The sequence below is a fragment of the Ruegeria sp. AI2 genome, from assembly GCF_056541275.1.
Window position 1 is genome coordinate 1 of sequence record NZ_JBQFYB010000001.1, and the last position, 17450, is coordinate 17450.

At 57.9% G+C, this 17450-nt stretch carries 13 protein-coding genes, 1 tRNA gene, 1 pseudogene and 1 riboswitch; of the genes and pseudogenes, 10 read left to right on the top strand and 5 right to left on the bottom strand.

Translation table 11 applies throughout. From position 1 onward, the window contains the following. Window positions 1–996 precede the first annotated feature (996 nt). A riboswitch (cobalamin riboswitch) is annotated at window positions 997–1189 on the top strand. Window positions 1190–1342: 153 nt separating this feature from the next. The 3 genes and pseudogenes from ACR0LL_RS00005 to ACR0LL_RS00015 form a co-directional block, all read left to right on the top strand. Beyond that, on the top strand, window positions 1343–2347 hold the full coding sequence (locus ACR0LL_RS00005; protein ID WP_480582724.1) for an ABC transporter substrate-binding protein: 1005 nt from the start codon (window positions 1343–1345) through the stop codon (window positions 2345–2347). 14 nt (window positions 2348–2361) lie between these two features. Beyond that, window positions 2362–3393 (top strand): FecCD family ABC transporter permease, encoded by a 1032-nt coding sequence (locus ACR0LL_RS00010; RefSeq protein ID WP_480585201.1) that lies wholly within the window; start codon window positions 2362–2364, stop codon window positions 3391–3393. After that, window positions 3390–3899 (top strand): annotated as a pseudogene (locus tag ACR0LL_RS00015) (ABC transporter ATP-binding protein); the annotation flags it as partial. The gene ACR0LL_RS00010 and the pseudogene ACR0LL_RS00015, both read left to right, overlap by 4 nt. An 891-nt stretch (window positions 3900–4790) precedes the next feature. Here the strand turns inward: ACR0LL_RS00015 and ACR0LL_RS00020 are convergent. Continuing rightward, complete coding sequence (locus ACR0LL_RS00020; RefSeq protein WP_267365279.1) at window positions 4791–5741, bottom strand: GlxA family transcriptional regulator; 951 nt, start codon at window positions 5739–5741, stop codon at window positions 4791–4793. Between the two features lie 166 nt (window positions 5742–5907). On the opposite strand from ACR0LL_RS00020, the gene ACR0LL_RS00025 reads away from it, so the two are divergent. Genes ACR0LL_RS00025 through ACR0LL_RS00040 form a run of 4 tightly spaced genes read left to right on the top strand, consistent with a single transcriptional unit; the run spans window position 5908 to window position 10382 of the window. Next, on the top strand, window positions 5908–6618 hold the full coding sequence (locus ACR0LL_RS00025) for a GntR family transcriptional regulator (protein WP_480582727.1): 711 nt from the start codon (window positions 5908–5910) through the stop codon (window positions 6616–6618). A 7-nt stretch (window positions 6619–6625) separates the two neighbouring features. Continuing rightward, entirely contained in the window at window positions 6626–7543 is a 918-nt protein-coding gene (locus ACR0LL_RS00030; RefSeq protein WP_480582730.1) for a dihydrodipicolinate synthase family protein, read from the top strand. A gap of 5 nt (window positions 7544–7548) precedes the next feature. Further along, complete coding sequence (locus ACR0LL_RS00035) at window positions 7549–9045, top strand: aldehyde dehydrogenase (RefSeq protein WP_480582733.1); 1497 nt, start codon at window positions 7549–7551, stop codon at window positions 9043–9045. Then, window positions 9042–10382 carry an NAD(P)/FAD-dependent oxidoreductase gene (locus ACR0LL_RS00040; protein WP_480582736.1) on the top strand — a complete coding sequence of 447 codons (1341 nt, stop codon included), beginning with the start codon at window positions 9042–9044 and terminating at the stop codon, window positions 10380–10382. Before ACR0LL_RS00035 ends, ACR0LL_RS00040 begins: the two co-directional genes overlap by 4 nt. A 2-nt stretch (window positions 10383–10384) precedes the next feature. Here ACR0LL_RS00040 and ACR0LL_RS00045 read toward each other — a convergent pair whose 3' ends face one another. From ACR0LL_RS00045 to ACR0LL_RS00060, 4 genes are all read right to left on the bottom strand, one after another. Next, on the bottom strand, window positions 10385–11119 hold the full coding sequence (locus ACR0LL_RS00045) for an SDR family NAD(P)-dependent oxidoreductase (protein WP_480582739.1): 735 nt from the start codon (window positions 11117–11119) through the stop codon (window positions 10385–10387). Next, entirely contained in the window at window positions 11116–11847 is a 732-nt protein-coding gene (locus tag ACR0LL_RS00050) for an SDR family NAD(P)-dependent oxidoreductase (protein WP_480585204.1), read from the bottom strand. Before ACR0LL_RS00050 ends, ACR0LL_RS00045 begins: the two co-directional genes overlap by 4 nt. Before the next feature lie 14 nt (window positions 11848–11861). Then, entirely contained in the window at window positions 11862–12965 is a 1104-nt protein-coding gene (locus ACR0LL_RS00055; RefSeq protein ID WP_480585207.1) for a mandelate racemase/muconate lactonizing enzyme family protein, read from the bottom strand. A gap of 71 nt (window positions 12966–13036) precedes the next feature. Continuing rightward, window positions 13037–14584 carry a trimethylamine methyltransferase family protein gene (locus tag ACR0LL_RS00060; RefSeq protein ID WP_480582742.1) on the bottom strand — a complete coding sequence of 516 codons (1548 nt, stop codon included), beginning with the start codon at window positions 14582–14584 and terminating at the stop codon, window positions 13037–13039. Window positions 14585–14812: 228 nt separating this feature from the next. Between ACR0LL_RS00060 and ACR0LL_RS00065 the strand changes: the two genes are divergently transcribed. From ACR0LL_RS00065 to ACR0LL_RS00075, 3 genes are all read left to right on the top strand, one after another. After that, on the top strand, window positions 14813–16279 hold the full coding sequence (locus tag ACR0LL_RS00065) for a flavin-containing monooxygenase (RefSeq protein ID WP_480582745.1): 1467 nt from the start codon (window positions 14813–14815) through the stop codon (window positions 16277–16279). Beyond that, a complete protein-coding gene (locus ACR0LL_RS00070) occupies window positions 16280–17281 on the top strand; it encodes an alpha/beta fold hydrolase (protein ID WP_480582747.1) in 1002 nt (333 codons plus the stop codon). Between the two features lie 55 nt (window positions 17282–17336). Further along, window positions 17337–17413 (top strand) — tRNA-Met (locus tag ACR0LL_RS00075). The last annotated feature ends 37 nt before the right edge of the window (window positions 17414–17450 follow it).

Here is a 17450-nt window from a genome sequence, read left to right on the forward strand (position 1 = left end):
CGCCCTATGAATACGTCTGCAAGATCTGGACTTTAGAGCCAGATCGATTCATCCTAAATCCGATCCACCAAATGCCGGGACTGAACACCTAACAGAAGCCAACGAGCAACGCAGTTAGGCGAGGTTATTGGATCAATCCCTATTCAAGTAGCATTCGAATAGCTGTTGCTTTTGTTCGGCGAGCAATGTCCGCTTACCGCAGTTTGCGCCAGTTCGCTCGTGACGCAGAAAACGTCAATTTGGGCTCGATACGGTCCTTCGCCGTTGTCCGCTCGAACGTCCGCTTCTGCGCCAACGGTCAGCCACTTCATCAATGTCAACAAACGGTCGTCAGCCGGTCGGCCTACCCGCGCTCGAATTCAATAGTAGCGGTTCACTTGGCGTTGCATCTGGGTGCAATGACGCAAGATACGCACAACTGGGTGCATCATGGTTACTGCGTGTTCGGTGCGAGTGTGCCAGGTATTTGAAGTCTTACGAAGCATTGCGACCTCCCATTGATGACCTTACGTTAACCTGGATGAATGAGAGGTTCTGTGAACTGGGACACAGAGCGCCAGTACAAGTTTCCGCGCTCCACTACACCCCCCCCCCACACACCACCACCCGTCAGCCCCCGGAACGCCTCGTCAGCGGTCCTGTCCTGCGCCAGTTAGCGGTTCTCAAGCGGTGTAGTAAGCTCTGTCCCGCCAGCGGCAGTGCACGGTCGATCTAGCGGTCAAAATGCCCGTCGCTTCGCTCAGCAGAATGCCCCCGAAACCGCCCCAGTTCTGGTTACCGTTGGGAAAAGCTCTTAGGTTTCATCGGAGGGCAAGGATTCCTACCACCCCAGCCATGATTTTCCCTAATATCACACACTATGAATCTGGGTCCGGATTTTGGCGCGTTCTCAGCGGCTTTTCTGATATCAGCGCCATGTTGAGACGCGCAGGTCCATGCTCTTGCGAGAAAATGGGAAAGACCCCGGAGTTTTTTCTTGCCGCAGGGTAAGTGTTAAGGTACCCGCGTTTTACCGGTCCCGATGTGGCTAAGAGGGAATCCGAGGTGCCTTTTGGTGCCAACCGGAACTGCCCCCGCAACTGTAGGCGGCGAGCGCTGTCCATTTCCGTCACTGGGCCATTTTGGTCTGGGAAGACAGGACAGACAAAGACCCGTCAGTCAGGAGACCTGCCGGTATGAAACCGAAACACACCGGGCGGGGTTGTCCGGGGAGGTTGCCGAAGAAACGCGCCGGGCGGTCTATTTTCTACCCTGCGCTCACGGCAGGCAGTAAAGCGCCTGTTGCTTCGGTAAATGCCCATTCACCCGTTCTCTGGTCATTGACACATGGAGATCGATTGTCATGTTTCTACGCACTGGCCTGATTGGCCTTTCCTTGTTGGCTACCAGCGCTGCCGCCGAAGGAAACTTTCCCCTAACTATCGAAAACTGCGGTCACTCGGTCACGTTTGACGCGCCAGTGACGTCGTCAGTCACGGTCGGCCAGGCCGCGACCGAGGTGCTTTTTGCGCTGGGTCTGGGCGAGCAGGTTCTTGGAACCTCGGTCTGGTTCAACGAGGTGCTGCCTGAATATGCCGAGGTGAATGCCAAGGTAGAGCGTCTGGCAGACAATGATCCCAGCTTTGAAAGCGTTGTTGCCAAGCGGCCGGGACTGGTCGCAGCGCAATATGAATGGCATGTCGGACCCGAGGGCATCGTCGCCACGCGTGAGCAATTTCACGAACTGGGCATTCCAACGTATGTAATGCCTGCAGATTGCATCGGCAAAGACAATACGGTCGGCGGCGATGGCACCCGTCTGCAGGCGTTCTCGACCGATACGCTGTATCAGGGTATCGAAGAACTGGCGGCAGCCTTTGATGTGTCCGAGCGCGGCACGGACCTGGTTGCCGAGTACAAGGCCCGCGAAGCCGCAGCCGTTGCCAAGGCGCAAACCGTGAAGCTGGACGATGTGTCAGCCGTATTCTGGTTCTCCTCTCCCGAAATGGAAAGCGACCCGTTTGTGGCCGGACAGAAAGGCGCACCGGGATACATGATGAGTAAATTGGGTATCCGCAACGTCATCGAGACGGATGAAGAATGGCCAACAGTGGGCTGGGAAACCATTGCCAAGGCCAATCCGACGGTGATTGTTATCGCCAAGATGGACCGCCGTCGCTTTGCTGCGGACGACTACCTGAAAAAGCTGGAGTTCCTGCGCGCTGATCCGGTGACCAGCCAGATGGATGCGGTCAAAAATGACCGGATCGTCATTATGGATGCGCAGGCCATGGACGCCACCATCCGCGCAATCCCGGCACTGGAGGATCTGGCCGAGAAGCTGGATACCATCGGAAACAACCTGTGAACGAGGTCGCCGCAATTTTACGGCAGGGTTTCAAGGCTGCGTGCCTTACCGTGCCATTGTTGATTGCGGCGGTTCTTGCGGGCGCGATGATCGGGGAAACCTCTCTGTCGCCCGATTTGGTTCTCTCCGTTCTTGCCAACAAGCTGGCCGGAGCGGACTTTCCTGTCGACCCAATTGATCAGGGTATTATCTGGAGCTACCGGCTTCCTCGCGCTCTGGTCGCTGCGTCCTGCGGTGCCGGTCTGGCTGTCGCAGGGGTCGTGTTGCAGGCTTTGCTGCGAAACCCGTTGGCCGACCCCTACATTTTGGGCATTTCTGCCGGGGCCTCGACGGGTGCCGTGGCTGTAACCATCGCTGGTTTGGGTGGGGGGGCTTTGTCGCTGTCTTTTGGCGCGTTCAATGGCGCGCTTTTGGCTTTTGGTTTTGTCGCGTTACTGGCCCGAGCCGCTGGCGCAGGGGGCGGGCGGGCTGCGACGGCACAGATCGTCTTGGCGGGAATTGCCGGGTCTCAGTTGTTCAATGCGCTGACGGCCTTCATCATCGCCAAATCCGCCAATGCCGATCAGGCGCGCGGGATCATGTTCTGGCTGATGGGAAACCTCAGCGGCGTGCGCTGGCCGGATGTGTATCTGGCCATTCCGGTGGCCCTTGTCGGCTGGCTCATTTGCCGCTTTCACGCCAGAGCACTGGACGCCTTTATTTTCGGCTCTGATTCAGCGGCCTCGCTGGGCATATCGGTACGTCGGGTGCAGGCAACCCTGATCTTTGCGACCGCGCTCACGACAGCTGTCATGGTTTCTATCGTCGGATCCATTGGCTTTGTCGGGCTGGTCATCCCTCATGCTGCCCGGTTCCTTGTGGGACCGGGGCATCGCAGGCTTATCCCAACCGCCGCCTTGATCGGAGCGGTCTTCCTGATCGGCGCAGATATCGTGTCGCGCATCATCATCCCGGGTCAGGTTCTGCCGATTGGGGTGGTCACCGCCCTGATCGGTGCGCCTGCCTTTGCCGTAATTCTGGTGCGCGGCCAGAGGAGCGCCCGATGAAGATCGAGGCGCAAAACCTGACATATTCCGTTCGCGGCAAGACTTTGCTGTCAGACGTATCCTTTGTCGTGGAACCCGGCGAAACACTTGCTTTGGTCGGACCTAACGGTTCGGGAAAATCAACGCTGATGCGCCTGCTGGCGGGGTTGGCACGTCCGGTTTCAGGAAAAGTCGTCATAGCGGGTCATCCCGTTTCGTATTTGTCGCGCAGACAAATTGCCCAACGGATTGCCATCGTTGAACAACAGGCTGATACGGCCGAACGCGTGACTGCACGATCCGTGGTCGAACTGGGCCGCACGCCCTGGCTGTCGGCCTTACGGCCGTGGCGCGCCGAGGACACCTGGCAAGTCGACAAAGCCCTGCAAACCGTGGAAATGGCCGATATGGCACACAGAGAATGGGCGACATTGTCGGGAGGAGAGCGCCAGCGACTGCACATCGCACGCGCTTTGGCTCAGCAACCGGGACTCTTGCTTTTGGACGAACCGACCAACCATCTGGACATTCATCACCAACTGTCGATCCTGAACTGTGTTCGAATTCTAAAAGTGACGACAGTGATGGCACTCCACGATCTGAATCAGGCGATGGCCTGTGACCGGGTTGCTGTTTTGTCAAAAGGGCGGCTGGTCTCTCTTGGCCCGCCCGAACATGCCCTGTCTTTGGAAACCGTTTCAGAAGTTTTCGGTGTCAAAGCACAGTGGGGGTATAGTGCCGGCGGGACAGAACGGTTTCTGTCCTATCATCTGGACTGACGGAATCCGATCGCTTCTGGTCTTACAGGATATCAGTGTCGTCAGCGCAGCATGCCAGATACGTACAATCTACGGCCTCAAAGCCATATTCCAACGGCGCGCAATCTTGACCTGGGTTTCCTCACAACCCGTCAAGTTGCCCTTCGAATGCTGTCTTGATTCTGACCTGGACTGGATTCGTTCGTTTTTTTGCCTTCAAAGATGATCGGCAGGCGCGTTGTCCGAGCGTGGGTCGACCAAACCTCAGTGATATGTTCACTACTTGTTTTGAACCGTGAAACAGATTCCTTTTAGAAACCTCTGAGGCCTGACCCAAGTCACGAAACGCCATCAGGTTGAACAGATTGCGGCGACCGCATGTCGATATTGCAGATTACCCACAATCAAAGCCTCAATCTGAGCCTTAAATTAACAGTAGATTAACGAAACAGGGCACAACAAATCTCTGGATGACAAGTTCTTGATATACTTATGCCTATATCGAGATTTATTGGTGGGTAATCCTGCCGGTCTGTTGACTAGTCCAGTTTTTAACGAGGGGGTATCCCGGCAGGATCAGGGGGTGCCAGATCAGGCCAGTTCGAGGCCAACAGATCGCGGCACCCCCGCCGGTAAGCGCGAACCAGCAACCCATCTTTTTCAGTTGATCTTGTTGCGTTGCGCGTGCGGCGTGATGCCGAAACTGGATCTGTATACCCTAGAGAAATGACCCGGATTTTCGAAGCCGCAGGCCACGGCGACTTCGGTAACCGACGCCTCGGTTTGCAAAAGCAGCTTCCGGGCCCGTTCCAGCCGCATTTCCATAAAGTACCTTTTAGGGGAAGTGTTTAGGTATTTGCCAAACAACCGTTCAAGTTGACGGGTGGAAATACCCAATTTGTCTGCAATGAAGGATGGGGAAACTGGGGTTTCCAGGCTGTCCTGCATAATGTCTATCGCCTTTGCCAGATGGGCATTGCGCATTCCATTGCGCGATTGCAGCGAAACGCGCTGCTTGGCGGTCGCATTACGCACAGTGTTATAGACCATTTGATCCGCAACATCGGTGGCCAGCTCTTCGCCATGGTCGCGTTCAATCAGATGCAGCATCAGGTCTGCGGTCGCGGTCCCACCTGATGCGGTAATGTGTTTTTCGTCGGCGACAAAGACGCTGCGCACCAGATTGATATCCGGAAAGGCTTCCATGAACGCGTCGTGGTATTCCCAATGGATCGCCGCCTGCATACCGTTGAGGAACCCGGCCTCGGCCAGCAGCCACGCGCCGGAACACAATGCCCCGATCCGCGTTCCACGCGCTCGTTCGCGCCGCAGTGTGGCCAGAAGGGAACGGGTCACGTGGTCACGCATGTGAATGCCCGACAAAACAAAGAGCTGATCGCACTTGGACAGTTCCTCAAGTCCGGAATGCACAAGGGTGACAGACCCATTGGAAGACACGGCCTGCTCGCCCTGTTCGGATACAAATGACCAGCGATACAGCTCTTCGCCACTTACAAGGTTGGCGATTCTCAGCGGCTCGACCGCGCAGGAAAAAGCGAGGTGCGAAAACTCCTCGACCAGGATGAAGGCGAAGTGCTGCGTCTGAGGCATGAGCAGGACCATTTCCAAACTGGGCCGACGCCCGAACGTGAGTCTATTTTGCGGACATCCATGCTGCACGAGATTTTTTTGTATACAAGTTGTATTTTTTAGAAATACAAAACTGTGACCTCCGCGATTCGAACGCAGCTGCCACAGGACATAGTGAGGCCAAAGGATGAAAGACGAAGCCAAGTCGCGCAAAAATGCGCTCAGAGAACACCTGAAGATGTCCATCCTGACGCTGCGCCTTCGTCCAGGTGACGATCTGGATGAGGCGCATCTGTCCGATGAATTCGGCCTGTCGCGCACGCCTCTGCGCGAAGTGTTTCGTCAACTGGCTGGCGAAGGCTATCTGGATCTGCGAAAAAACCGCAGTGCCCGTGTTTCGGAAATGTCCTACACCACACTGCGCGATTTCTTCCTTGCCGCGCCGATGGTTTACGGGGCCATCCTGCGTCTGGCGGCAGTGAACGCGACTAACGCGCAAATCGAAGAACTGAAAGCGGCTCAGCAAGCATTCAAAGCTGCCCTTCGTTCAGGGTCGGCCGAAGATCGCGCACTTGCCAACAACAGTTTTCATGACGTGACCGGAGAGATGTCCGGCAATATCTACCTGCTGCCGTCATTCAACCGGCTGCTGATCGATCATGCACGGATTGGCATGACATTCTACCGGCCACAGACAGTTGAAATGTCCGAAAACCTGTCGCTGGCCAGCCAACAGCATGACGCGATCATCGCAGCCATCGAGGCACGCGATGAAGCCGCGGCGGCGAAACTGGCCGAGGATCACTGGAACCTGTCCCGGGATCAGATCGGGATGTTCGTGATGCCTGACGCGCTGGATGTGCCGATGGGTATCCCACCATTTTCGAAACCCGCATGAGGACGGAATGAACCCGATTTTCAAGTTTGAAGGGATATATACCCCTGTGATCACCCCCTATCACGACGATGGCAGCGTGAACTGGGACGCCCTGTCCGACGTGATCGAATACCTGATCGAAAATAGTGTGCACGGCCTGATTTCCGGCGGATCCACAGGTGAGAATTATGCCCAGACCGTGGCGGAGCGGCTGGAACTGGCCAAATTCACGCATCAGCGCCTGAAAGGGCGGTTGCCCTTGGTGGTTGGCACGGGCGCGATGCTGACTTCGGACTCGATTGCGTTGGCCGCGGGCGCGCGCGACATCGGCGCGGACGCCATCCTGTTGGCCAGCCCGCCCTATTCGGTACCGACGGATCGCGAAAACGCGCTGAACGCGCTGGCCATCGACAAGGCCGCCGACCTGCCGGTGATGCTTTACAACTATCCGCACCGTACCGGCACAATGATGGGGGAAGAGTTCCTTGACCGCGTAGGTCGGAGCCGAAATTTCTGCGGCATCAAGGAAAGCTCGGGCGATATCAACCGGGTGCATCTGTTGGCGCGGGATTATCCGCATATCCAGCTGGGCTGTGGCATGGACGATCAGGCACTGGAGTTTTTCGCCTGGGGCGCACCATTCTGGGTCTGCGGCGGTTCGAACTTCCTGCCAGCAGAACATGTGGCATTGTATCAGGCCTGCGTGATCGAAGGCAACTTTGCCAAAGGGCGCCGGATCATGTCTGCGATGATGCCGCTGATGCGGGTGCTGGAACAGGGTGGCAAGTTCATCCAGACCATCAAGCATGGCGTCACCATGAACGGGATCGACGCGGGTATCATGCGGCCTCCACTGAAGGGCCTGAACAAAGATGACAAGCGCGCGCTGGAACAGGTGACGCGCGTGCTGAGGAAGACAATCGCTGACATCGTGGCTGAGGGGTGACAAACATGGATCTGCTGACACAGGACGAATACAAATCCATCGCCGCAGGTCTGAACCTGCCGACAGGCGCCTTTATCGACGGTGCATTCCGTCCGTCGTTCTCGGGCCAGACCTTTGCGACAGAAAACCCTGCAACCGGTGAAAAACTGACCGATATCGCATCCTGCGATGGGGCGGATGTGGATTTTGCGGTCGCGAAAGCTCGTGAGGCGTTTGACGATGGCCGCTGGAGCAAGCTGCATCCGTCTGATCGCAAAGATATATTGATCAGGTTGTGCAAGCTGATAACCCGCAACGCCCGTGAACTGGCCGTGATGGAGAGCATCGACAGCGGCAAGACGATCTTTGACTGCGAAACTGTTGATGTGCCCGAGACGATCCACTGCCTGAAGTGGCACGCCGAGGCGATTGACAAAATTTACGATCAGGTTTCACCCGCCAGCGACGATCACATCGCTATGGTGGTGCGCGAGCCAATCGGCGTCGTCGGTCTGGTGCTGCCCTGGAACTTTCCGCTGCTGATGCTGGCATGGAAGATAGGGCCAGCACTGGCGGCAGGCTGTTCGGTTGTTGTGAAACCGGCGATTGAAACCACTTTGACGGCCCTGCGCCTTGCCGAATTGGCGATGGAGGCAGGTTTGCCACGCGGTGTATTGAACATCGTTCCCGGCGGCGGAGCCGAAGTGGGCGAACCCATTGGGCGGCACATGGATATCGACATGGTATCCTTCACAGGCTCAACCGTGACCGGCAAACGCTTTCTGACCTATTCGGCGGAAAGCAACGCCAAAGAGGTGGTCTTGGAGATGGGTGGCAAGAACCCAGCCATCGTGATGGACGATGCCGAAAACCTGGACAGGGTGGCGGCGCATATCGTCAATGGCGCATTCTGGAACATGGGTGAAAACTGCTCGGCCTCGTCACGCCTGATCGTGCATAAGAAAGTGAAGGCCGAGCTGCTGGAGCGCATCGCGCATCACGCCAAACAATGGAACATCGGCGACCCGCTCGACCCCGAAACCCGCATGGGCGCACTGGTGAGCGAAGATCACTACACCAAGGTTTGTGGCTATCTGGATCAGGCCGAGAACGTGGTGATCGGTGGCAAGGCAGACAACGGGTTTGTCGAGGCCACCGTGGTCGAAGTGCCCGGCAACGACGCTGCATTAGCGCGCGAGGAAATCTTTGGCCCTGTCTTGTCGGTAATTGAAGTCTCGGGCTTCGATGAAGCGATCCAGATCGCGAACGACACCGACTATGGCTTATGTGCCTCGATCTTCACGGCCAATGTCAAACGCGCCATTCGAGGTGCGCGGATGATCCGCGCAGGCACCGTGACAGTGAACAGCTTCGGCGAAGGTGACATCACGACACCCTTCGGTGGTTACAAGCAATCGGGCTTTGGGGGTCGTGATAACTCGATACACGCGCATGATCAGTACACCCAGTTGAAAACCATCTGGATCGATCTGGCCGATGACGCGGATGAGGCCGTCGGTTGAGCCGACATGACGCCAAAAGGCTACCCCGGCAGACAGGTCCGTCGGGATGGAACGCGATTCTGCCGCCCCAAACACCTCTGGCGGTGCTGGAACGGAACCTTACCGCGGATATCACAATAGTTGGCGGCGGGTTTGCCGGGCTCAGCGCGGCACGGCGGCTGCATCAATTGGATTCTTCGCTGAAAATCGTTCTGCTGGAAGCCGATCGCTTCGCGGAGAGCTCGGCAGGCCGGAATTCGGGGTTCATGATCGACCTGCCCCATGATTTGGCCTCGGATAACTACGCGGGCAAGGGATCAGAGACAGATCGTGCCACCATTGCGCTGAACCGCAAGGCCATTGCCTTTGCGACCGAAGTGGCCTCCGATTGCGGGCTGCCACAGGAAATGTTCGACCCTTGCGGCAAATACAATGCCGCCGCCACCAAAGCGGGCGACGCGCATAACCGCGCCTTTGCCGCGCACCTGACCAAACTGGGCGAGCCGCATACGCTTTATGATCAGCAGCAGATGCAAGAGATCACAGGCAGCCCACACTATACCTCGGGGCTCTATGCGCCGGGAACAGTGATGATCCAGCCTGCGGCATATGTGCGGGCGCTGTCTGCCCGTCTGGCCGGGCAGATCAATGTATTCGAGCATTCACCCGTCATCCGAATTGAACAACAAGGCGCAGGCTGGGTGGTCAGCACCAACAAGGCCAAGGTCAGCACCGGGCGGATCATTCTGGCCAACAATGGCCATCTGGAGAGCTTTGGGTTCTATCAGCGGCAATTGATGCATATTTGCCTCTATGCCTCGCTCACAGCGCCGCTGACCGACGCGCAGATCAAGACAATGGGCGGGCAGTCGCGTTGGTCGGTGACGCCTGCGAACCCAATGGGGACGTCGGTACGGCGTATCTCGGGAAGCTATGGGGATCGCATCCTGATTCGCACCTGCTCAAGCTTTCATCCAACGATCGAAACCAGTCCAATGCGACTGCGCAATTCAGGCTGGGTGCATGACAGAAAGTTCAGGGAACGCTTTCCGCATCTGTCAGATGTGCAGATGGAGCATCGCTGGGCCGGAATGCTGTGCCTCAGCCGCAACGGATCTGCGGCGTTTGGCGAATTGGAGGATGATGTGTTCTCGGCCTGTTGTCAGAACGGTCTGGGTATCGCTCGAGGCACCTTGCAGGGAATAGGGGTGGCAGAACTGGTACTGCAAGGCGGATCAGAGATTGCAGATCATTTTCTGGCGCAACCGGACCTGCCGCGATTGCCACCCGAGCCGTTTGCCTCGTTTGGAGTAAACAGCTATCTGATCTGGAAAGAATGGCGGTCAGGCAAGGAATGAGGTCAAGGCAAGCTGAGCTTCGCCATGCGCCCTCCATCCACCGTATAGACCTGCCCGGTGATGAAACCCGCATCCCCGGACGCCAGAAACGCGACGAGCGCGGCAACTTCTTCAGACCGCCCTGTTCGGGCCACCGGGTGGATCTTGGCGATGTCGCGACGGAATGCGGACGGGTCGGGCATGGATTTGATGAAATCCTCGTTCAACTCGGTGTCGATCCAACCGGGCGCGACGGCGTTGCAGCGGATACCTTCACCCCCGTGATCCACGGCAACGGCGCGGGTCAGGCCGTGCAACCCTGCCTTTGATGCGCAATAGGCAGCGTGACCAGGATTGCTGCCTAAGCCTTCGATGGATCCGGTGTTGACGATGGCGCCCTTGGTCTGGCGCAGATGCGGCAGCGCGGCCTTGATCATCAGGAACGGGGCGGTCAGGTTCACCGTCAGGTTGCGGTGCCAGTCCTCAAGGCTCATTCCTTCGACCGAGGCTTCCTGCATCATGCCGGCGTTGTTGACCAACACGTCCAGACGCCCGGCTTTCGCGATCACTTCGTTGACCACCTGTGCCGGGCTGTCGGGAAGGGTGAAATCTGCAGCAATGCCTTGGAATTCGGTGTCCTGACCACGTTGGGCGGTGAAGACAAGTGCGCCTTCGTCGTGCAAACGCCGGGCAATGGCCTTGCCGATGCCGCTGCTCGCGCCGGTGACCAGTGCCACCTTTCCGTCGAGCCGCTTCATGATACCGGTTTCCCTCCATTGACCTCGACGAGCGTGCCGCAAACATAACGCGACGCGTCCGAGACCAGGAACATGATGACGTCGGCGATGTCCTCGGGCTCGGCGATCCGGCCCAGCGGCACGGTTTGGCCCAGCGAAGCCACCGCGGAATCGGGATCAAAACCCCGCTTTTCAAAGCCCGAGCGCAGCATCGGAGTATTCACTTCGTTCGGGCATACCGCGTTGATGCGGATGCCCTGATGGGCGTGGTCCATGCCCATGCACTGGGTCAAGGACGCAATGGCCGCTTTGGTCATGCAATACACGGCGTGGTTAGGGCCCGGACGCAACCCCCAGCAGGACGCGGTGTTGACGATGGCCCCACTCCCTGCTTCGGCCATGATTGGAATCGCGGCACGGCAGATACGAAAGGGCGCTTCAACGTTGACCCCCAGTGACAGAGACCAATCCGCATCAGACGTTTCCGTGACCGACCCGCGCGTGATGACGCCTGCATTGTTGATCACGATATCGAGCCCACCCAGCGCCGAAGCCGCAGCCTGAGGTAAGCAATCAGAATAGGCGGGATCAAGTAAATCGCCGGGCAGATGTGCCTCAGCCTCGATGCCACCGACCGACCGGTCTGCGACGGCGACCCGCGCCCCCGCGGTGCGCAAGCGTTGAACGATTGACGCCCCGATGCCACCGGCTGCGCCAGTGACCAGAGCCGATTTTCCATTCAGGTTCATAAAGTCATCCATTGTTAGAACGATGCAACCGGAGCACCGAATTGGCCTTCATCAGGAACCACGCCCAACCCCGGCCCGGTTGGCAGTTCAATATGCCCACCTTTGATCCGGATGCCGTTTTCAGGGTCGTAGTTTCCCTCGATATAAGGCGCAGCCAGCCAGACACCTTCCAGCAGGTCGGGCCGAACGGTGGCACCGATATGAGTACTGGCGGCAGCGATGATGTCTCCTCCCCAGCTGTCATCGCAGGTGTGTGGCAGGTTGCGCGCCTCGCAGATGTCGCGGAAAGCGCGCATCGGATGCAGACCGCCGATGCGGGTGACCTTCATGCCGAACCCATCGACCAAACCGGTGCCCGCTGCCGAAATCACGATGTTCAAGCTGGTGCTGTTTTCATCCATGTATATACCGTGTGCGACCTGAGGCCGGATCTTCTGCAAGTCTTCGATGGTGTTGCAGGGCTGTTCCATGATGAACGGGATTTCGGGGCATTCGCGGCTGACGCGCAGGGCGTCGCGCGTGGTCCAGCCCCGGTTGCCGTCGATGGCAAGTCGCATGCCTGATCCTTTGACCACATCCCAGACTTTTCGGATGGTTTCGATGTCGATCTCGACCGGACGACCCCCAACTTTGATCTGCAGACGGGGGTAGCCTTCTGCCAGCTTTTCGCCTGCCAGCCGGGCAATGTCATCGGGCGCGCCGACGCCAGTGGCGTAGTAGGATGGTACCTTGTTCGTGGTCGCACCGCCCAGCAGGTCACAGACCGGAACGCCCAGATGCTTGCCCAGCAGGTCATGCACCGCGATATCGATGGCCGCCTTAGCATAGGCATGCCCGTTCAGCAGCCTATCCATCCGGCGATGCAGGGACAGGGGCAGTACCTCGGCCCCGATCAAGCCAGGGGCAATTTCGGCAAGCGCTGCGCGGGCACCTGCTGCGTGCGCCTCGGCATATGTTGGCCCAACTGGGCAGGTTTCCCCCCAGCCAACCAGACCGTTGTCCGCCACAACTTTCACCAGCGTGGTATCCAAGGACCAGACCTGTGCATTGGCCATGGTGTAGGGTCCGTTTTTGACCGACAGGTCGTGGCTGTAGATGAGCAGTTCAGCGATCTTCATTTTGGTCTCTTGGTCTTGAACGTAAAAGAACCCGCCCCGTGTTTCGGGCAGGCCAGCACGGGGAGTTTGCATCAGTATGTCTGGTTTAGCTCATCTGCTGCCGGAATTTCCCTCTCACGGCGGGCGATATAGTCCAGAAGGGCGTCGTTCTTGGCCTCGTCCAGCTTTGGTTTCTGATACTCAGCCAAAAGCTTCCTCGCGTATTTCAGAGCGCGTTCGGTGATTTCAACTTCACCTTCCGCCACCCACTGTTCGATCGAGTTGTTGTCGAACAGTTCCGGCATGAAGAACGCAGTCTGGAAATTGTCTTGCGTGTGCGGATGACCCAGATAGTGTCCGCCGGGACCCACATCAGAAACCGCCGCCAGCGCCTGATCGAAATCGTGCCATTTAGGACCTTCCGCCATCCGATAGGCCATCGCGCATTGTTCCGCGTCCACAACAAACTTGGCGACCGAACAATGCATCCCCGCCTCGTTCCAGCCTGCCGAATGCCAGATGTAATGTGCCCCTGCATGAAGAACAGCGCCCAGAGTTGTCGCGGATTCGTACCCGGCCTGTGCGTCAAACGTCTTGGCCCCGCCCAGCGTGTTCGAGGTGCGCCATGGCACATCGTAAAAGCGTGCCATCTGACCAATCATGAAATTCATCAGACTGATTTCAGGCGTCCCTGCCATCGGTGCACCGGATTTCATCGAAACGGTTGACAGGTAGTGCCCCCAGATCGCTGGACAGCCCTTGCGGATCACCTGCGTATAGGCCAGCGCAGAAAGCGCCTCGGCGGTCAGCTGTGCCACGGTTGCGGGTACCGATGCGGGCGTATTGGCACCGCCCAGAACGAAGGGCGAGCACAAAACCGGCTGATTGCGACGGCAGAAGGCCCGCAGCGCTCCCAGCATGGTTTCGTCCCAGACCAGAGGGCTGTTGCCGTTGCAGTTGCCGGTGGTAACAGGATGGTCGTCAATGAAACCTTCGCCGAACAGGATATCGCACATGTCCATCACATCCTCGGCATTCCTGGGCGAGGTGGTCATGCCCATGAAGGTCTTGTCCGAGTATTTCATCGACGAATAAGTGATGCGCAAGTGCCGCTGGCTGATCGGGTGATCGTAAGGTTCGACGATATGATGGGCCGAACTGTGCAGTGCGGGCATCATGTGCGACAGTTTGTGAAACATCGCCAGATCGTCCAGCGTCGGGTTCCGGCGCACGTCGTCAAGATCACGAAGAAACGGCGCGCCGGTCATCGGCACGAAGATCGAGTGCTTGCCGCCGAGAGCGAGGTTCTTTTGCGGATCGCGCGCGTGATAGGTGAATTGCGTCGGAATGGTCGCGATCAGCTCGCGCACCATGTTGCGGTCCAGAAAGACCAGCTCTCCGTCAACCTTCGCGCCCGCTTTCTTCCAGTCTTCCACTGCGGTCGGGTCGCGGAACTGGACACCGACATTCTCCAGAATATCCATGGCGGCCTTGTCGATAAGCTCAACCTGACGTCCGTCCATAACTTCGCAATGCGGGATGCCGCGTGTCAGCCCCGGCAGCATGTCAAAATTCGGCGCGGTGCGAAGAGCGCGGCGCGCGGAACGCCCACCAGCGCGTGCAAGAGTACGGGTCGACAAGGGGCAATCCTCCTGTTTTGAATCAGACTGACGGAATTACGCGCCGTTCACCTCTCTGATTGCGATATGTGTTTGCAGGAAGCGACACCGCCCTGATGACGGTTTTTCGCCATGTCTGTTCACGTAAGGTCGTTCAGTCATTTTACCTTGTGTGACCTACTTCACTGCCAATCACGTGCAGACATCTGCAACAGATATCCATAAAGTTGTTTCAGGAGGGGCGCTTCAATGCACCACACGACAGAGATGCTGATCATCGGTGCCGGGTTCTCGGGTCTGACGATGGCGCTTGAGGCGCGCAAACGTGGCATCAAAGATATCGCCATTCTGGAAAAGGCCGAAGATATCGGTGGCACGTGGCGCGAGAACACCTATCCTGGCGTCGCCTGCGATGTACCTTCGCATCTGTATTCCATGGCGACCCACCCTAATCCGCACTGGAGCCGCGCCTATGCCGGTGGCGCAGAGATACAGAAATATCTGCAAGATGTCGCGCATCAGGAAGGGTTGTATGATCTTTGCCACTTTGGGCAGGCGCTGAAATCGGCGAAATGGGATGGCACGCTTTGGCAGGTCGAAACCATGGATGGCCAGTTCTGGTCGGCCCGGTTTCTGGTCTCGGCCATCGGCGCACTGCATCATCCCAGCATTCCGGATATTCCCGGCGCGGGCAGTTTTCCCGGCCCCTGTTTTCATTCGGCCGAATGGGATCACACCGTCGATCTGACCGGAAAGCATGTGGCTGTTGTGGGCACCGGGGCGTCAGCCGTTCAGTTCGTGCCCGAGATTGCCACGGTTGCGCGCCACGTCACCGTTTTTCAGCGCAGCGCGCCGTACGTCATGCCGCGCCCTGACGGCCCGATCGCGCCTTGGGTGCGCAAACTGTATGCCTACCTTCCCCTGCTTCCGCGCATCCGGCGCAAACTGATTTTCATGTTCTTCGAGTTTCGTCACCGCGTGTTCAGGGGCGAGGAACGCGCGATGAACTTTGCTCTGAAGATGTGGCGAAAATCGCTGGAAGGCGCGATTGCCGACCCAGAAGAACGGCGCATTCTGACCCCAGACTATCGAATTGGGTGCAAACGCATTCTCAGTTCAAATGACTGGTACCCGGCGCTGGCCCGCGACAATGTCAGCGTCATTCCGCACGGCGTGGCCAGTATCGATGGCAACAGCATCCTCGCGTCAGATGGCACCAGGGCAGAGGCAGACGTGCTGATCTGGGGCACCGGGTTTCAGGTCACCAATGTCGTAGAGAGGTTGGATATTACCGGCACAGATGGGCTAACGCTGCGGTCGGCCTGGACAAACGGGATGTCTGCTCATCTGGGCACGGCGATAGCCGGTTTTCCCAACTTTTTTATCCTTCTGGGGCCTCATACCGGGCTTGGGCATAATTCGGTCGTGTTGATGATCGAAGCTCAGGTCGGGCATATCGGCCGGGTTCTGAGCGAGATGCAACGCAAGGAACTGTCGGTGATCACCCCCGATGCAGCGAAACAGGCGGCCTTTACACAGGAAATGCAGGACCGCCACGCGGACAGTGTCTGGCAAACCGGAGGCTGCACATCCTGGTACATTGATGCGGACGGGCAAAACACGACGCTTTGGCCCGGAACAGTTGCCGAGTTTCAGAAACGCATGTCACAATCGGGATTGGAGCAATACATCCCTATTAGGACCGGAGACAGCTAGATGACAATTTTTCTTAGCCTGGTTGCGGCCTTTGCCGTCTTTCTTCTGGCCATGGCCCTGTGGACCCGGCGTATAACCCGTCAGGGGCTAAAAACCGTGCCGCAGATGGGCCAGATCGTGTCCGTGCAGGGCGGCAGCATCCACTATGTGGAAAAGGGCAATCCGGACGCGCAGACGGTTATCCTGATTCATGGTCTGGCTGGGCAGTTACAGCATTTTACCTACGCGTTGGCAGATCAACTGGCCGAGGATTTCCACGTCATCGCGCTGGATCGCCCCGGTTGCGGATATTCAACCCGGGATACGCCAGAACTCGCACAATTGCCGCAGCAGGCCGCGATGATAGCTGAGTTTCTTGAAACCAAAGGCGTGGATCAGGCCGTGCTGGTCGGGCATTCACTGGGCGGTGCGGTGTCGCTGGCACTGGCTTTGGATTACCCCGAGCGGGTATCCAGCCTCGCTCTGTTGGCACCGCTGACGCACAGGCTGCCTGAAACACCGGTGATCTTCAAACCGCTCGAGATTCGGACCAAATGGCTGCGCAGTCTGATTGCCAACACGATTGCAGTGCCCATGGCCTCAAAAACAGCGCCGCACAGTCTGGGCGTGGCATTTGATCCTGAAACCCCTCCAAATGACTTTCTGGACCGGGCGGGTGGTGCGCTCGGGCTGCGCCCTTCGGCCTTTGTCACGGCCTCGCAGGACGTTATCGGGTTGGATGCCAGCTGCGATGCGCTGGTGGCCAGATATCCCGAGCTATCGGTCCCCGGTGGGATATTGTATGGTCGTCAGGACGCACTTCTGTCCTCTGCCCTTCACGGACCGCCGATGGCCAAATATGGTCTGAGCTATGAAGAGCTTGACGGTCTGGGTCATATGATCCTGATCACAGAACCGGAGATATGCGCCGCGTTTATCCGCAGAACGGTGGATACCACGATATTCCGTCAGACGCCCTTCCAGGACACGGCGACAGAGCCCGTGAAAGAATTCCCCGGTTAGGGCGATTTCCCTCTTGACCCTCCCCGGCCCCTCGCTTACATCGCCTCTCACTCACGGCGGAGTAGCTCAGTTGGTTAGAGCAGCGGAATCATAATCCGCGTGTCGGGGGTTCAAGTCCCTCCTCCGCTACCAATTCCCCCTTAAGAACACAGTCTTGGAAGATGCCGTA

What these genes read in the sequence shown, in the direction of transcription:
- ACR0LL_RS00005 (WP_480582724.1), top strand. Translation starts at nt 1,343, where the DNA reads ATGTTTCTACGCACTGGCCTGATTGGCCTTTCCTTGTTGGCTACCAGC.
- ACR0LL_RS00020 (WP_267365279.1), bottom strand. Translation starts at nt 5,741, where the DNA reads ATGCCTCAGACGCAGCACTTCGCCTTCATCCTGGTCGAGGAGTTTTCG.
- ACR0LL_RS00025 (WP_480582727.1), top strand. Translation starts at nt 5,908, where the DNA reads ATGAAAGACGAAGCCAAGTCGCGCAAAAATGCGCTCAGAGAACACCTG.
- ACR0LL_RS00030 (WP_480582730.1), top strand. Translation starts at nt 6,626, where the DNA reads ATGAACCCGATTTTCAAGTTTGAAGGGATATATACCCCTGTGATCACC.
- ACR0LL_RS00035 (WP_480582733.1), top strand. Translation starts at nt 7,549, where the DNA reads ATGGATCTGCTGACACAGGACGAATACAAATCCATCGCCGCAGGTCTG.
- ACR0LL_RS00045 (WP_480582739.1), bottom strand. Translation starts at nt 11,119, where the DNA reads ATGAAGCGGCTCGACGGAAAGGTGGCACTGGTCACCGGCGCGAGCAGC.
- ACR0LL_RS00050 (WP_480585204.1), bottom strand. Translation starts at nt 11,847, where the DNA reads ATGAACCTGAATGGAAAATCGGCTCTGGTCACTGGCGCAGCCGGTGGC.
- ACR0LL_RS00055 (WP_480585207.1), bottom strand. Translation starts at nt 12,965, where the DNA reads ATGAAGATCGCTGAACTGCTCATCTACAGCCACGACCTGTCGGTCAAA.
- ACR0LL_RS00065 (WP_480582745.1), top strand. Translation starts at nt 14,813, where the DNA reads ATGCACCACACGACAGAGATGCTGATCATCGGTGCCGGGTTCTCGGGT.
- ACR0LL_RS00070 (WP_480582747.1), top strand. Translation starts at nt 16,280, where the DNA reads ATGACAATTTTTCTTAGCCTGGTTGCGGCCTTTGCCGTCTTTCTTCTG.